This window comes from Clostridium swellfunianum (assembly GCF_023656515.1).
GTDB classification, from domain to species: domain Bacteria; phylum Bacillota; class Clostridia; order Clostridiales; family Clostridiaceae; genus Clostridium_AT; species Clostridium_AT swellfunianum.
The window spans coordinates 1188761-1204641 of sequence record NZ_JAMOFV010000006.1 but is presented as its reverse complement, the minus strand read 5'-3'; the positions used below and the strand labels follow the sequence as shown (position 1 = coordinate 1204641).

General features: G+C 35.3%; 14 protein-coding genes. 8 read left to right on the top strand and 6 right to left on the bottom strand.

Annotation, left to right across the window (positions count from 1 at the left end):
* The first annotated feature begins 44 nt into the window (after window positions 1-44).
* The 4 genes from NBE98_RS05510 to NBE98_RS05495 are packed head-to-tail and all read left to right on the top strand — an operon-like array spanning window position 45 to window position 5114.
* The gene (locus NBE98_RS05510; RefSeq protein WP_250813380.1) at window positions 45-947 is read left to right on the top strand and encodes a trans-4-hydroxy-L-proline dehydratase activase; all 903 of its coding nucleotides are present in this window, start codon (window positions 45-47) and stop codon (window positions 945-947) included.
* Between the two features lie 42 nt (window positions 948-989).
* A complete protein-coding gene (gene hypD / locus NBE98_RS05505; protein ID WP_250813376.1) occupies window positions 990-3365 on the top strand; it encodes a trans-4-hydroxy-L-proline dehydratase in 2376 nt (791 codons plus the stop codon).
* Between the two features lie 14 nt (window positions 3366-3379).
* Window positions 3380-4186, top strand: coding sequence for a pyrroline-5-carboxylate reductase (proC, locus tag NBE98_RS05500; RefSeq protein ID WP_250813374.1), 807 nt, complete (start codon window positions 3380-3382; stop codon window positions 4184-4186).
* A 37-nt stretch (window positions 4187-4223) separates the two neighbouring features.
* On the top strand, window positions 4224-5114 hold the full coding sequence (locus NBE98_RS05495) for a sulfite exporter TauE/SafE family protein (protein ID WP_250813367.1): 891 nt from the start codon (window positions 4224-4226) through the stop codon (window positions 5112-5114).
* Between the two features lie 114 nt (window positions 5115-5228).
* Here the strand turns inward: NBE98_RS05495 and NBE98_RS05490 are convergent, their stop codons facing one another.
* Window positions 5229-5933, bottom strand: a complete 705-nt coding sequence (locus tag NBE98_RS05490; RefSeq protein WP_250813365.1) for a FadR/GntR family transcriptional regulator — start codon at window positions 5931-5933, stop codon at window positions 5229-5231.
* A gap of 326 nt (window positions 5934-6259) precedes the next feature.
* On the opposite strand from NBE98_RS05490, the gene hypB reads away from it, so the two are divergent.
* From hypB to NBE98_RS05470, 4 genes are read left to right on the top strand one after another with little or no spacing between them, the layout of a single operon-like run.
* Window positions 6260-6931, top strand: coding sequence for a hydrogenase nickel incorporation protein HypB (gene hypB, locus NBE98_RS05485; protein WP_250813364.1), 672 nt, complete (start codon window positions 6260-6262; stop codon window positions 6929-6931).
* 28 nt (window positions 6932-6959) lie between these two features.
* Window positions 6960-9638 carry an FAD-dependent oxidoreductase gene (locus NBE98_RS05480; protein WP_250813363.1) on the top strand — a complete coding sequence of 893 codons (2679 nt, stop codon included), beginning with the start codon at window positions 6960-6962 and terminating at the stop codon, window positions 9636-9638.
* Between the two features lie 39 nt (window positions 9639-9677).
* Entirely contained in the window at window positions 9678-10019 is a 342-nt protein-coding gene (locus tag NBE98_RS05475; protein ID WP_250813360.1) for a hydrogenase maturation nickel metallochaperone HypA/HybF, read from the top strand.
* A gap of 32 nt (window positions 10020-10051) precedes the next feature.
* The gene (locus tag NBE98_RS05470) at window positions 10052-11032 is read left to right on the top strand and encodes a DUF5692 family protein (RefSeq protein WP_250813359.1); all 981 of its coding nucleotides are present in this window, start codon (window positions 10052-10054) and stop codon (window positions 11030-11032) included.
* Window positions 11033-11114: 82 nt separating this feature from the next.
* Here the strand turns inward: NBE98_RS05470 and NBE98_RS05465 are convergent, their stop codons facing one another.
* From NBE98_RS05465 to NBE98_RS05445, 5 genes are all read right to left on the bottom strand, one after another.
* A complete protein-coding gene (locus NBE98_RS05465) occupies window positions 11115-11981 on the bottom strand; it encodes a PLL family lectin (protein WP_490016182.1) in 867 nt (288 codons plus the stop codon).
* Window positions 11982-12618: 637 nt separating this feature from the next.
* A complete protein-coding gene (locus NBE98_RS05460) occupies window positions 12619-12855 on the bottom strand; it encodes a hypothetical protein (RefSeq protein ID WP_250813355.1) in 237 nt (78 codons plus the stop codon).
* A 153-nt stretch (window positions 12856-13008) separates the two neighbouring features.
* Window positions 13009-13662, bottom strand: a complete 654-nt coding sequence (locus NBE98_RS05455) for an HAD family hydrolase (protein ID WP_250813353.1) — start codon at window positions 13660-13662, stop codon at window positions 13009-13011.
* 141 nt (window positions 13663-13803) lie between these two features.
* On the bottom strand, window positions 13804-15153 hold the full coding sequence (locus NBE98_RS05450) for a [Fe-Fe] hydrogenase large subunit C-terminal domain-containing protein (RefSeq protein WP_250813352.1): 1350 nt from the start codon (window positions 15151-15153) through the stop codon (window positions 13804-13806).
* A gap of 107 nt (window positions 15154-15260) precedes the next feature.
* The gene (locus NBE98_RS05445) at window positions 15261-15701 is read right to left on the bottom strand and encodes a 4Fe-4S dicluster domain-containing protein (RefSeq protein WP_250813351.1); all 441 of its coding nucleotides are present in this window, start codon (window positions 15699-15701) and stop codon (window positions 15261-15263) included.
* Window positions 15702-15881 lie beyond the last annotated feature (180 nt).

The following is a 15881-nucleotide window of genomic DNA, read 5'->3' as shown; positions in this document are numbered from 1 at the left end:
AAGTAACAATAGGTGGTTAGCTTGGTATAAAGGGGAGGGTGCGTATGAATAAAGGCACAATATTTAACATTCAGAAGTATTCTGTTCATGATGGACCTGGAATTAGAACTACTGTTTTTTTAAAAGGATGTCCTTTAAAATGCTGGTGGTGTCATAATCCAGAAAGCCAAAATCCAAGGCATGAGATAATGTTCTTTCAAGAACGATGTACAGGCTGTGGAGTATGTGTTAAAAGGTGTCCTAATGAAGCTATAAAGATAAGTGATAATAAAGCTTTGACAGATGAAACAAAGTGCAGGCTTTGCGGCAAATGCGCAGATTTTTGTCCAAACAAGGCTAGAGAATATGTAGGAAAAGAGATAACAGTTCAAGCTTTGATGGATGAAATAATAAAAGATGAAGTTTTTTATGATGAGTCTAACGGAGGGGTTACCTTTTCTGGGGGAGAGCCAATGCTTTATGCAGATTTTTTAGCAGAAGTATTAAAGGCCTGCAAGCAAAGAGGTATTCATACAGCAATTGATACTAGCGGTTTTGTAGCCTTTGATAAATTTGAGAAAATAATCGATTATGTAGACTTGTTTCTATATGATATAAAGCTTATGGATGATAGAAGACATACTAAATATATAGGCTTTGAAAACGGTTTGATACTTGACAATTTAAAAAAGCTTTCTGATAGGGGGGCTAATATTTTTGTCAGAATGCCTATAATCGCTGGTATAAATGATGATTTTGAGAATATAGAAGAAGCTATAAGCTTTCTTTCAAGTCTTAATATTATACAAGTTAATCTTTTACCTTATCATAAAATGGGGATGGACAAATATAGAAGGCTTGAAATGGACTATAAGCTATCAGGAATGGAAAAACCTACAGATGAAAGAATGAAAGAAATTGCAGATAGATTTTTAAGGCGTGGAATTAAAGTTAAAATAGGTGGCTAACTAGTATTTGCTAGTTTAATTATAGGATGGAGGTTGATAAGTATGATGAGAGAAAGAGTTAAAAAGCTAAGGGATCAAAGTTTAAAGGCTGTTCCAAGGATCTCAATGGAAAGGGCTAAAATTGTCGATGAGGTCTATAAAAAATATGAAGGAGCAGTTCCAACTCCAGTATTAAGGGCAATAGCTTTAAAGGAGTTAATGTCTAAAAAGAAGCTTTGTATTAATGATGGGGAATTAATAGTTGGAGAAAGAGGAGAAGAGCCTGCAGCAACTCCAACTTATCCAGAGCTTTGCTGCCACACTGTAGAAGATTTTGAAATAATGGATAAACGCGAAAAAATATCTTTCAAGGTTGACGAAGAAGCTAAAAAGGTTCAAAAGGAAGTTATTATTCCGTATTGGGAATTAAGGTCTATGAGACATAAAATTTTGGATAGAATGACCCAGGAGTGGAAGGATTGCTATGGTGCTGGTATCTTTACAGAATTTATGGAGCAAAGAGGACCTGGACATACAGTATGCGATGATAAGATCTATCGAAAAGGTTTTGTAGATTTTAAAAAAGATATAGCTGAAGCTATAAAGAATTTAGATTACCATAATGACGATGAGGCTGTTGATAAAAAACATCAGCTTGAGGCTATGGATATAGCATGCGATGCCGTAATGACTTTAGGTAAGAGATATTCGGAATATGCAAGAGAATTAGCATCGAAAGAAAGTGACGAGCAAAGAAAACAAGAACTACTTGAAATTTCTGAGGTATGCAGTCATGTTCCAGCTTATGCACCAAGAAATTTTAGAGAAGCGCTTCAAATGTATTGGTTTGTTCACCTTTGTGTTATATCAGAATTAAATCCATGGGATGCATATAATCCAGGAAGATTAGATCAGCACTTGTATCCTTTCTATAAAAAGGAAGTAGACGAGGGAAGCTTGACACGTGATGATGCTGAAGAACTGCTGCAATGCTTCTGGGTTAAGTTTAATAATCAGCCTGCACCTCCTAAAGTTGGAGTAACCCTTAAGGAAAGTGGAACTTATACGGATTTTGCAAATATCAATATAGGCGGAGTTACTCCGGAAGGCTTAAATGGAGTTAATGACGTAAGCTATTTATTATTAGATGTAATTGATGAAATGAGACTGCTTCAACCAAGTTCTAATGTGCAAGTTAGCAAGAAGAGTCCTCAGAAATTTGTTAAGAGAGCTTGCGAAATTTCTAGAAAAGGATGGGGACAACCATCCATGTTCAATGCAGATGCAGTTATTCAAGAGATGCTTAATGCCGGAAAATCCTTAATTGATGCTAGATGCGGTGGAACCAGTGGGTGTGTTGAAACAGGAGCTTTTGGAAAAGAAGCATATATACTAACTGGCTATTTTAATTTACCTAAGATATTAGAAATAACCTTAAACAATGGCGTGGATATAATGACAGGAAAGAAACTTGGACTAGAAACCGGTGATGCTTCTAAGTTTGAAAGCTACGAGCAATTATTTGAGGCTTATAAGAAGCAGATTAATCACTTTATTGAGATAAAAATGAGAGGAAACAGGGTAATTGAGAGATTGTACGCTACCATGATGCCAGTGCCATTCCTTTCAGTAGTAACTGATGATTGTATATCAAGAGGAAAAGATTATAACGCTGGCGGAGCAAGATATAATACTAATTACATTCAAGGCGTTGGTATTGGAACTATAACAGACTGTCTTACAGCTATAAAGTATCAGGTCTTTGACAAGAAAAATATAACCATGACTGAGCTTATGGAAGCTATGTCTAGTAATTTTGAGGGTTATGAGGATGTATTTAACCTAGTTAAAAATAAGACTCCTAAGTATGGAAACGATGATGATTACGCTGACAGCATTATGAGAGAAATATTTGAAGCTTACTATAACACAGTTGAAGGAAGAAAGAATACAAGAGGAGGATATTATAAAATTAATATGCTTCCAACTACCTGCCACGTTTATTTTGGTTCAGTTATGGGGGCGAGTGCAAATGGAAGAAAAGCCCATACTCCACTTTCAGAAGGTATATCACCAGAAAAAGGTGCTGATACAAATGGACCTACAGCTGTAGTTAAATCAGCTGCTAAGATGGATCACTTAAAGACTGGAGGTACACTGCTAAATCAGAAATTTACCCCATCAGTAGTTGAAGGAGAAAATGGCCTTGATAATATGGCTAGTTTAGTAAGAGCTTATTTTACGATGGATGGACATCATATTCAATTTAATGTAATAGATAAGGCAGTGCTAATAGAAGCTCAAAAGAATCCAGACCAATACAGTGATTTAATTGTGCGTGTAGCAGGCTATAGTGATTACTTCAATAACTTAGATAGAGTACTTCAAAATGAAATAATCGAAAGAACAGAGCAGTCTTTTGAAGGATGCGGCTGCTAATAGGAGGAGCTAAATTGGATAAAATAATTGGATTTATAGGAAGCGGCAATATGGGGCAGGCCATGATAGGCGGAATTATAAAAGCTGAGTTGGTTTTGCCACAAAATATTATAGTGTCAGATTTAAATGAAGATAGTTTAAAGGCGGTTACTGAAAAATATGGTATTAATATAACGAAGGATAACAAGGAAGTTGCTAAGAAAGCAGATATATTAGTGTTATCGATAAAGCCTAATTTATACCCGATAGTGATTAATGAAATTAAAGATTATATAAAAGAAAATATAATAATAGTTACCATAGCTGCTGGAAAATCCTTAAACAGTACTGAAGAGGCTTTTGGAAAGAAAGTTAAGGTTGTAAGGGTTATGCCTAATACGCCAGCTCTTGTGGGAGAAGGTATGTCTGCTGCATGTCCTAATACTATGGTATCCAAAGAAGAAACTAAAGAAATAATGATGATTCTGGAAAGCTTTGGTGAAGCAGAACTTGTAAGTGAAAGATTAATGGATGTTGTAACGGCAGTTAGCGGCTCTGCACCAGCTTATGTATATATGTTTATCGAAGCTATGGCAGATGCGGCAGTATTAGGAGGGATGCCAAGAAATCAAGCCTATAAATTTGCTTCACAGACTGTACTTGGTTCTGGAAAAATGGTGCTGGAAACTGGCATGCATCCAGGAGCTCTTAAGGATATGGTATGTTCCCCGGGTGGAACAACTATAGAAGCAGTTGCTAAGCTTGAGGAACAAGGATTAAGAACAGCGGTTATATCAGCTATGAAGAGTTGCATTGAAAAATCAAAAGAAATGTCAAAATAGAATTAAAAATAATTTATAAAATAGGGGTGTTTTATTTATGGTTAAGGCTATTTGGATAGCGCTTATAATATTAGCAATAGGGTATGGGGTATTATTTTTTAAGGATTTTATCAAACATAGAAATCAACTTGAAGATTGTTCTTGGACAAAGGTAGGCTTAATAGGGTTTGGAGTTAATTTTTTTGATGTGCTTGGTATTGGAGCTTTTGCACCACAAACTGCTCTACTAAAATTTACAAAGCAAACAGAAGATAGATTAATTCCAGGAACTATGAATGCTGCTAATACAATTGCAGTATTGCTGCAAGCTATAATATTTATAAAAGTTATTGAAGTTGAAGCTGTCACACTTGTATTAATGCTGGCGGCGGCTACAGCAGGAGCTGTAATTGGTGCGGGTATAGTGTCAAAATTGCCAGAAAGAAAAATTCAATTAGTTATGGGAATAGCTTTGCTTGTAACAGCCTCGTTTATGTTTGCTGGTAAAATGGGTTGGATTCAAGGAGGCGGAAATGCTATCGGACTTTCAGGGGTAAAGCTTGTAGCTGCAGTAGTTATAAACTTTATTTTAGGCGCTTTGATGACAGCTGGAATAGGACTATATGCACCATGCATGGCGCTGGTATTTGCACTTGGCATGTCACCTAAGGTTGCTTTTCCAATAATGATGGGTTCTTGTGCATTTTTGATGCCTCCTGCTTCAGCTAAATTTATAAAGGAAAAGGCTTATAATAGGAAGGCAGCTGTAGGAATGGCTATACCTGGAGCTATAGGGACTTTAATTGCTGCACTTGTAGTAAAATCACTTCCTCTTGATATATTAAGATGGGTAGTTATTGCAGTTGTAATTTATACTTCAATAACAATGTTAAAAGCCTCTGCAAAAAATAATGCAGAAGCTAAAGTTTCAAAAGTTGCAGAAATATAATAAATAAACTTAAAACCTCCTTATGTTTGATGAGATTAAAAAAGAAGTCAAACATAAGGAGGTTGTTTTTTTAGTAAGAGCAAGATAGATGATAGAATGCAGTGAATTGCAAAATTAATAGTAAATTTGTGTGCTGCCATCTATTATATCGTTAAGAGAAGTCTTTAACCATTCTAGAGCTTTTTCTTTATCCCTTTGCTCAATAAAGTGATATAAAGTAGCTGCATTTTTGCGCAAGGATTCCAAACCGTGTAATATGCAAAAGCGTTCCCATAATGAAAGGATAGGGATTTTAAAGGATGAAAAAATCATAGGTGTAAGGGTATTTCCGGAAAGGAAAGCTAGCTCGTGATAAAATTTAAAGGCTAATTCGGAAATCTCTCTAGTAGAGTTTGTTTCATCCATTTGTTTTACATAGCCTTTTAAAATTGCAATTTCATCATCTGTAATCTTAGGAATACATGATTCCACAGCCATAGAATCAAATGCAATACGAATTTCTATTATTGAACGAATATCTGATTTTCTTAATATTCCTCCGTTATAATTCATAATTGAAATTAAGGTGTCCATAGTTCCATTTCTACGATAATCAGCTACAAATGTACCTATTCTTGGTTTGATGGTTAAGAAACCTTTTCGCGCTAATTCAGAGATTCCAGAATTAACTACAGCTCTGCTGACCTGCATTGATTTAGCAAGCTCTCTTTCAGGAGGAAGTTTTTCGCCAATCGGAAGTTTTCCAGATAAAATCATAGTTTCTAGTTCACGTATAAATAGGTCTTTCAATGAAGGTGAAGTTAGTTTTGTAAATTCCATGTATGTTCACTCCTTTAAACTGACACTGGTATAGCCACATACCAATAATAATTATATTGTAATATTAGCCAAAAATCAACTATATATAAATAACTTAAAACTTTGATAAGTATTGATAATAGTAGATAATTGCTATAGTTAAAGGAAAACATTGACTTATATAATAAGCTGTGTTAAAGTTTTATCAAGAACGTAATTATGCTGGTATGACCAGAAAATATTAATTTAAAAATACCAATAAAAGTTTTACCTAGATGTAAGTAAAATGAGGATAGAAATTTTTATTTATGTCTGAAAATTCTTGATATTAGTGATAGGGGGAAAGCATGAACAATTTTAGAATTCTTGAGATTAAGCAAAGTGTTTTTGAGGACAATGATAACCAGGCAAATGTGCTCAGAGAGAGGCTAAAAGAAGATAAGACATTTTTGTTGAATTTAATGTCATCTCCTGGTTCAGGAAAAACCACAACTCTTACAAAAACAATTAATACCCTAAAGAATGAAATGCGTATAGGGGTTATGGAAGCAGATATTGATTCTGATGTTGATGCTCATACTATTTCAAAAACTGGTGTTAAAGTTATTCAATTACATACAGGTGGAATGTGTCATCTTGATGCAGATATGACTAAACAAGGCTTGGAAGCACTAGGGACTGAAGATATCGATTTTGCTATTTTGGAAAATGTGGGTAATTTAGTATGCCCAGCAGAATTTGATACTGGAGCATCAAAAAATGCCATGGTTTTAAGTGTACCTGAGGGAGACGATAAGCCACTTAAATATCCTCTAATGTTTTCAATTGTTGATGTTTTATTAATTAACAAAATTGATGTTTTAGAACACTTTGATTTCGATTTGGAAGTCTGTAAAGAGCGAGTTAAAAAGTTAAATCCAAATGTTGAAATTATTCCTATATCTGCAAGAACAGGAGAAGGTATAGATAAATTTGCAGATTGGATTCGAGAAGAAGTGAGAAAATGGAATCAAGTTTAATATTTATATAAAATTGGGGGATAAAGGCATGGTAAAGGAAAAGGTATTAGATCTTGCTAATCATATCAGCAGAAAAAAACGTGGGTCGAAAAATGAGATAAAGGCTACTGATCCAGAATACATGATTTTAGAACCAGTTGTCACGGAGGAAATGGCAGAAGTTGCACTTTGCATGGAAATCCGCAAAAAAGCTACCGCCGAAAAACTTGCCCCATTATGCGGTAAATCTGTAGAAGCAACTGAAAAACTTTTGTGGGAATTGGCGGTTGCTGGGGTATGCTTTGTAAATAAAATTGATGGTGTTGATAATTATTGGTTTGATACTTGGGTTCCTGGCATAATGGAGATGATGGTTAACAATGTAGAAAACGTTAACAAATATCCACAAATTGCAGAAGCCTTTGAAGCTTATGGAAGAGTAAGAGGACCAAAGACTACAGGAGCTTTCCCAGTAGGTGTAGGGCTAATGCGTGTTATTCCAATAGAACAAGCTATTGATGGTGAAACAAGAAGGGCTTCCTATGAAGAAGTTTCTAAATACCTTAACGAAAATGATATTTTTACAGTTTCCGATTGCTCTTGCCGTACAGCAAGAAAAGTAATGGGGGAAGGCTGCGGCCATTTGGCAGAAGATATGTGTATTCAAATGGGTCATGCTGCTGAGTATTATATTCGTACAGGAAGAGGACGTCAGATTACAAGGAAAGAAGCTTTTGAAATAATTAAAAGAGCAGAAGAAAATGGTTTAATGCACCAGATACCAAACCTTGATGGCTCAGGAAAAACCCATGCAATTTGCAACTGCTGCGGATGTTCATGTCTTTCTTTAAGAACTGCTAGCATGTTTAAAAATGTTGATATGGTACGTTCAAATTACGTATCTCATGTAGACAAGGATAAATGTGTTGCCTGTGGAGAGTGTGTTGCAAACTGCCCTGTTAATGCTCTTCAACTAGGTCAGAAATTATGTTCAATAAAACCGATTGCAGCTAAGAAGATTGAAACTCCACGCGATACAGAGTGGGGACCTGAGAAGTGGAATCCAGATTATAGAATTAATAGAAAAAATGTTGTTGAAACTGGAACCAGCCCTTGTAAGACAGAATGTCCTGCTCACATTGCCATTCAAGGTTATATAAAATTAGCTTCTCAAGGAAGATATAAAGAAGCCCTTGAACTAATTAAGCAGGATAATCCTCTTCCTGCAGTATGCGGACGTATCTGTCCAAGAAAGTGTGAATCAGTTTGCACAAGAGGAGATATAGATGATCCAATTGCTATAGATGAAATTAAAAAGTTTATAGCAGAGCAGGATTTAAATACAGAAAATCGCTATGTACCTAAAAAGAGACACGAGTATGGCAAAAAAATTGCTATAGTAGGCTCTGGGCCAGCAGGTCTTTCCTGTGCCTTTTTCTTAGCTATAGATGGCTATAAGGTAACGGTATTTGAAAAGCAAAAGGTGCTTGGGGGTATGCTGACACTCGGTATCCCATCCTTTAGATTAGAAAAAAATGTAGTTAACGCAGAAATTGATATATTAAAAGAGTTGGGTGTTGAATTTAAGACAGGCATTGAAGTTGGGAAGGACGTAAGCCTAAAGGATCTAAGGGCTGAAGGTTATGAAGCATTTTATCTTGCAATTGGAGCTCAAGCAGGAAGAAAAATAGGAGTTGGAGGCGAAGACTCTGAAGGTGTATTTGCAGGAGTAGATTTCCTGCGCAGAGTTAATTTAGGAGAAGATGTGAAGCTTAAAGGTAATGTAGTTGTCATTGGCGGTGGTAATGTTGCTATAGACGTTGCTAGAACAGCAGCAAGAGTAGGAGGGGAAAGTGTTAGTATCTTCTGCCTTGAAAGTCGTGAGGAAATGCCAGCACTTGATGAAGAAATTGAGGAAACCTTAGCAGAAGGAATTGCAATTAATAATTCCTGGGGACCAAAAAGAATTATTACAGAGGGTGGACGAGTTACAGGAATAGAAATTAAAAAGTGCATTTCTGTATTTGATGAAAATAAAAGGTTTAATCCTAGCTATGATGAGAATGAAACGATTGTTGTAAAGGCAGATACTATACTTCTTTCAGTTGGCCAGTCAATTTACTGGGGAAACCTTTTGGAAGGAAGTAATATAGAATTAAATCCTAATAATACGATTAAAGGAGATTCTTTTACTTACCAAACAGGAGAAAAGGATATTTTTGCCGGCGGCGATGCTTTTACTGGCCCAAGATTTGCAATCGATGCTATTGCAGCAGGCAAGGAAGGTGCAATTTCTATACATCGTTATGTCCAGCCAGGACAAAGCTTAATAATAGGCCGTGACAGGAAGGAGTATCATTCCTTAGATAAACAAAATATTGAATTCGAAGGATATGATAATCTTCCAAGACAAAAAGCATGTCATGAGGATGGAATGAAGGCAAAAGAAACCTTTAAGGATTTACGGGGTACCTTTACTGAAGAGCAAATTAAGAAAGAAACTGAGCGTTGTTTAAGCTGTGGTGCAACAGTTGTAGATGAATACTTATGTGTAGGCTGCGGAGCCTGTACGACAAAATGTAAATTTGATGCGATTTCACTTGTAAGAAAGTATGATGGTGAAGGCGTTGCTTTTGAAAATTTAAAACCAGTAGTTGTTAAACAGGTGCTTAAACGCAAGGGGAGAATTACAATTAAAAAAGTTAAAAATATTTTTAAAATAAGTTAGAGATATTAGAATTTATGATCTATAAAGAGGGGAGTTTGTATGCACGAAATAGGAGTTCTGTTTGAAGTTATTAAGAGTGTAGAAAAACTTGCAAAAGAAAATAACGTAAAGAAAATTGAAACCTTAGTTTTGCAAATTGGAGAACTCTCTTCAATGATTCCTAAATATATGAAAAGTCTTTATCCAGCAACAATTGAAGGGACTATATTGGAAAATTCGAAACTTGAAATAGAAATATTGCCTGCTAATGCTTTATGTAAGGAGTGCAATAAGGTATTTAATTTGGTTTCAAATAAGGGGATATGTCCAAAGTGCGAAGCAAGAAATTGGGAGATGCTAAGCGGTAAAGAGTTTTATATAAAGGAAATTGTTTGCTATTAATAAAAAATAATAATGATAATTGGGGGATAAAAATGTTTAGTTTTAATTTTGAAGCAGGAGCTTCTGCACTTTCCGTGTGGCTTGTTTGGATTGCGGTATTTATAATTTTATTTTTACTTAATGAAGTATCAAGGCGTTCTAAAGTTTGCGGCTTTGTATGCTTTGTAATATTGCCTGTAGTGCTTTCGGTTTTATGGTTTACTGTATTAAAGGATACAACTTATACAGATTGGTTTCATTTAGCGAAGGTTTATTCTGCCACAGCAGGATGTATTGGATTCTGGTTTATAAGGCATTTGAAAGGCAAAAACAAGAAGACGGGAAAGGAATGGAGATTAGCTGACAATAAGATTGCGCTTTGCTTCCCACCTTTAATCTTAGCAATCAACATTCTTGAAGCTGTAGCACGTGATATCCAAGTTGGAGCTCAATATGCTGGGGGAGGTATTCTAGCAGATGGCTCTATGTATGTACTTGGCGGTCCATGGAATTATATGAATGCTATTGCGGGCATCTTAAATATTATAACAATTACAGGCTGGGCAGGCATTTGTATTCGTAAAAAAACAGATAAAGATGGAAGCCAAGATATGTTGTGGCCTGACATGTTGTGGTTCTGGATTATAGCATATGATTTATGGAATTTTGCCTATACTTATAATTGTCTGCCAGGTCATTCTTGGTATTGTGGTTTTGCATTATTGCTTGCACCTACTGTATGTGCATTTACTGTAGGAAAAGGCGCATGGCTTCAACATCGTGCACACACTTTGGCATTATGGTGTATGTTCGCACAGACGTTTCCAGCATTTATCGACAAAGGTAAGTTTGCTGTTTCATCAACTTATAATGAAACTCCATTGTTTATCTTTAGCTTATTAGCTCTTGTTGCCAATGTTTTAGTTACTATCTATATGATTAATAAAACTGTAAAAACAAAACGTAATCCGTATAAAGGAGAACTTTATATTGATTTAAATAAATATAAAGAAGTAAGACAAATATCTGTATAGTTGAATAAGAAAAAGGATATCAAAAAATGATATCCTTTTTTAAAGCTTATAAGATTATTGGAAATATTGTTTTGTTATAGCATTAATCTCTCCAAATGTGCCACATAGCATTATTTCTGCCTCTAGCAAATACATCTGTTCTATTTGGCCCCCAAGATACTGCCGCAGGGTCAGAGGTGATATTTCCGCCAAGATTGTTCCAGTTGCTCCAACGAGAACCGTTCCAAGACATTGTCATTAACTGATTATTTTGTCCTCTAGCAAATACCTCTAGCCTATTTGTTGCTCTAGAGGAAACAGCAGGCGCAGAAGTTAAGTTGCCGCCAAGGTCTTCCCATCTGCTCCAGCGAGCACCATCCCACCATAAATGGAATAATCTATTTCTTTGACCACGAGCGAATACATCGATTCTATTTGGTCCCCATGAAACAGCAGCAGGAGAAGAGGTTAGGTTTCCGCCAAGATTTTCCCAATCACTCCAACGAGAACCGTTCCACCATTTATGATAAAGAGCATTATCAGTACCTCTTACAAAAGTGTCTATACGATTTGGTGCCCAAGAAGCAGCGGCAGGAGCGGAGGTTAATACACCACCCAGGTCTTCCCAATCACTCCAACGAGAACCATCCCACCATTTATGCCACATTGAATTATTAGTACCGCGACCAAATACATCGATTCTATTTGGTCCCCATGAAACTGCACCAGGAGCAGAAGTTAGGGTGCCGCCAAGGTTTTCCCAATCACTCCAACGAGAGCCATTCCACCACTTATGGTACAGAGCATTATCACTGCCTGCAACAAAGGTATCAAGTCTGTTAGGTGCCCATGAGGAAACAGCAGGAGCAGAGTTTAAAACTCCACCAAGATCTTCCCATTGACTCCATCTATCACCTGGTGATGGGCCAGGTCCAGGTGGAGTGCTTATATTTCTTAAAGTGAATTCAATTACTTCTCTAAAAATTCGGTTAGATACATTGGCAGGCACTCCTGAAGCACGAAGAGTAGCAAATATCCAAATATTGCTTCTCCTAAAGCTATCAAATATAGCATTTGTTCTTTGATTTATGTTGCCAGTGTATCTTGAAGCATTATCTATTGTATAGGCAATAGCAATTCTAAAGTAAGTATTAACTATGGCTGGTCTTACTCCGTATCTTTGAAGCTCTCTGCTAAGTTCAGGTCTCTGGCGATTAAGCTGTAATAGTATTCTGTTCACCTCTTGCTGAGGAGCTCTATAAGGCGAGTCGAATTCGTAAAAGTCGTCAGAATCATCGTAATCATCGTAATCCTCAAAGTCATCAAAGTTTCTCATTTGGTCGTTCATAAAGGGACATGCAGATGCCTGCATACAATAAGGACAATAGAAAAATGGGGTGTTATACATTTTAAACCTCCTTGTTTCTCTTAGTATGTAATAGAATACCATTACTTTTAGTTTATGATTAGGTTTCAAAAGTGTTACAGAACTTGGGGAATATTAATAAGTTTTACTCAATGTTATTAAAATAAAATGGATGTTAAACAATCTCATCAAGCTTTTTAAAAGCATTAAAGATTGTTTAACATCCATTTTGATATATGCTTTAGAGGTCATCCTCCATAGCTTCACTTTCTTCTTTTGGAAGGTCTAGAAGAGGAATATTATTTGTTTTTGGGGATGAATTATCATATATAAGCTTATTTAGTTTTCTTTTTAATTCAGCGTTCTGATTCATAAGAAGCATAATGCGTTTACGCTGTGAGACAATTTGATTTGTTAAGTATACATATACAAAGAAACATAGACCTATTAGAAGTATAAACACTAGAAAAGTAAACAAAGCAATCCCTCCTTTAACTGTGGAGCATTCTATAATTTAGAAAGTTTGTTTAAGCATTTAATTTTTATATAAGCTTAAACTTATTATTTTATAATAGTATATTCACAATAAAACTAAGGTTTACAAAAAAAATAATCCTGCAATATTGCAGGATTAGCAAGCTTCTATAAGCTCTTTATATTCATAAATAAAATAGTCGGCAGTTTTAATTATATCTTCCTTTTGATGTTCTGAATATATATCGTATATAGCAGCTACTGTCATACCGGCAGCTTTTGCTCCTAGCACAGCAGGATATATATCCTCAAAAACTATACAATTGTCAGGAGATACATTCATTTTTTTAGCGGAAAGCAGATATATATCAGGATGATTTTTTCCCTTATCTACTTCAATTGTAGTGGTTATGGAATCAAAGTATTCAAACACTCCATTGTTTTTCAATACAGCTTCAAGAAGCGGGTGAGAATTGCTTGTAGCTAGTGCAAGTTTAATTCCTTTTGCTTTTAAGCAGTTCAAATATTCTTTAGCTCCAGGTTTGAGAGTAATTGTATTTGAATATTCATAATTAGCCATGTTGTTCCATTCGGCCATTATCTCTTCCACGGTTTCATTTAAGTTGAATCTATCTTTAAAATATTTAGCGGTATCAATAAAACTTAAATGTTCTATATGATCTCTTAAATCAGAAGGAACCTGGAGTCCTCTTTCTTTTAAAAATTCTATATCAATCTTTTCCCAGATACCCATAGAATCTACTAAAGTACCGTCCAAATCAAAAATTGCAGCCTTAATGTTGTTTAGCAAATCCTAGTCCTCCTTATATTTATAATTGTAATACTAAGTATATCATAAACATAAAGAAAAACGGAACAACATAAGAAGAAAAGAACATAAGAATATAACTTTTTATATTCTTATATTCTTATGTTTATTTATTTATAAGGGTTAAGAAAAATCTCTTTCAAATATCTGAGCTTTTTCTTTGTGCATAAAATCTTCAACGGAATCTATGTCAAGCTTGTTAAGAATCTTGTTCATGGTGTCGCTATCTACAGCTACTTTTATATCTGAGTTATAAGCAAAAGCATTAACTCTTTCTCGACCTTCTTCCTTTGGAATGATTGCTTTAGGACCACCTACGCAGCCGCCTATGCAGCCCATTCCTTCTATGAAGTTTGCCTCTATATGACCTTCTTTTGCATCAGCAAGCATCTTTTTACACTCAACTACTCCATTTGCTTGAGTAGTAGTAAGCATTTTGAATTTTTCTGGGAAGATTCTTTCTATAGCATCACTAACAGCTTTAGATACGCCTCCAGTTCTAGCGTAAAGTCTTCCTCCCATGGAAGCATATTCGGTAGAATAATCCTCAGGCATAGCAGCAGGATTTATATCAAGGGCTTTAAAAATATCCATAACCTCTGCAAAGGTAAGTACAAAGTCTATATCTCCAAGCAAATCTTTTTCCTTTGCCTCAGCTTTTTTAGCTATGCATGGTCCGATGAAAACAACTTTACAGTTGGGATTTAGCTCCTTCATAACTCTCCCAGAAGCAATCATAGGAGATACAGAAGGGGAAACGTGTTTTACCAAGTCAGTATATACTCTCTTAAGCATTGCAACCCACATAGGACAGCAGCAAGAGGTAATCATAAAATCATCCTTAGTATGAACATGCTCATCAAATTCTACGGCTTCTTTTAAGGTAAGCATATCTGCAAAAAAAGCTACCTCCACCATTTCGGTAAACCCTATTTTTTTAAAAGCGCTTCTTAGTTTATAGATTGATACATCTGGACCAAATTGACCTTGTATTGCAGGAGCAACTGCAGCAATTACAGGCACTTTTTCTTTTAACAAATTGACAAAAGGAATAAATTCAACCTTATCTAATATTGAGCCAGTGGGGCAAGCCTCAACGCAAAAACCGCAATCAGTACACTTATCTTCATCTATTGAAGAGGTGTGTGTTTCTTCATCTATAAAGATAGCGTCAAATGGACAAGATCTTTCGCACATAGTTTTTCCTTCGATATCAACACAATCCATTGAGCAAGTCTTAACTTTATTTACAACCTTATGATCAATGTGATAATTTTCAATAGATTTTTTCAAATCATTTACATAATTATCAGTAAAGTCTAATTGAACGCCGCATAGAGAGGATATTACTCTAGCTAAGTCTTCCTTATTAACCTCTGGATCTGAAAGAACGCTTTCGAGCTTTGTTTCAAAACCGCCTTCATAATAAACCTTCACAAGCTCCTTGAATAAATTGCTATATTTAGCCTTCAAAATACCATCTCCTTAACAAATGGGGCTACTTTAATATACTAGTATATTTTGTGAAAATAGTATCTTTTTATACAAAAAAACGAGCCGTAAAGGCTCGTAAAATTCTTTTATAAGGATTTAAGCAATGGAATAAATTCGATCTTGTCCATATAATTGCCATAAGGACACGCATCAACACAAAAGCCGCAATCAGTGCACTTTTCATCATCTATAAAGGTAGTATGTTTTTCTTCATCTACTACTATTGCATCAAAGTGACAAGCTTCCTGGCAGCAGGTCTGCTGATTGTCTTTTTTACATTCCAGGCTGCAGGTTTTAATTTTTGTAACTACCTTATGATTTGAGCTATAGCTTTCGATAGCTTTTTTAAGTTCCTCAGCATAAGCTGTAGTAGAATATTTAACTTCTACTCCACAAAGAGCTGAAATAATCTGAGCTAACTGTTCTTTAGAGTTCTCGTTTTCTTTTAGTAAATCATTTACTGTTTCTTCAAAACGATTTTCATAGTAACTCTTCACAATAGCCTTGAATAAATAGTTTTTATTCATAATAGTGGCTCCTTTTGTTTTTGTAGAATTGTAAATATATTATAGCATAACGTTTACATAATTTCTTTTATTTCTGCAAATATTATTGAGATAAATAAAAAACATTTTGGATAAAAAGATATAATTATGCAAATAATAAGATAAAAGTATGTGATTTTCGCGGTTTCAATAAAGGAGGCA

Coding starts and splice junctions, on each gene's coding strand:
- NBE98_RS05510 (WP_250813380.1), top strand. CDS start 45: ATGAATAAAGGCACAATATTTAACATTCAGAAGTATTCTGTTCATGAT.
- hypD (WP_250813376.1), top strand. CDS start 990: ATGATGAGAGAAAGAGTTAAAAAGCTAAGGGATCAAAGTTTAAAGGCT.
- NBE98_RS05495 (WP_250813367.1), top strand. CDS start 4,224: ATGGTTAAGGCTATTTGGATAGCGCTTATAATATTAGCAATAGGGTAT.
- NBE98_RS05490 (WP_250813365.1), bottom strand. CDS start 5,933: ATGGAATTTACAAAACTAACTTCACCTTCATTGAAAGACCTATTTATA.
- hypB (WP_250813364.1), top strand. CDS start 6,260: ATGAACAATTTTAGAATTCTTGAGATTAAGCAAAGTGTTTTTGAGGAC.
- NBE98_RS05480 (WP_250813363.1), top strand. CDS start 6,960: ATGGTAAAGGAAAAGGTATTAGATCTTGCTAATCATATCAGCAGAAAA.
- NBE98_RS05475 (WP_250813360.1), top strand. CDS start 9,678: ATGCACGAAATAGGAGTTCTGTTTGAAGTTATTAAGAGTGTAGAAAAA.
- NBE98_RS05470 (WP_250813359.1), top strand. CDS start 10,052: ATGTTTAGTTTTAATTTTGAAGCAGGAGCTTCTGCACTTTCCGTGTGG.
- NBE98_RS05445 (WP_250813351.1), bottom strand. CDS start 15,701: ATGAATAAAAACTATTTATTCAAGGCTATTGTGAAGAGTTACTATGAA.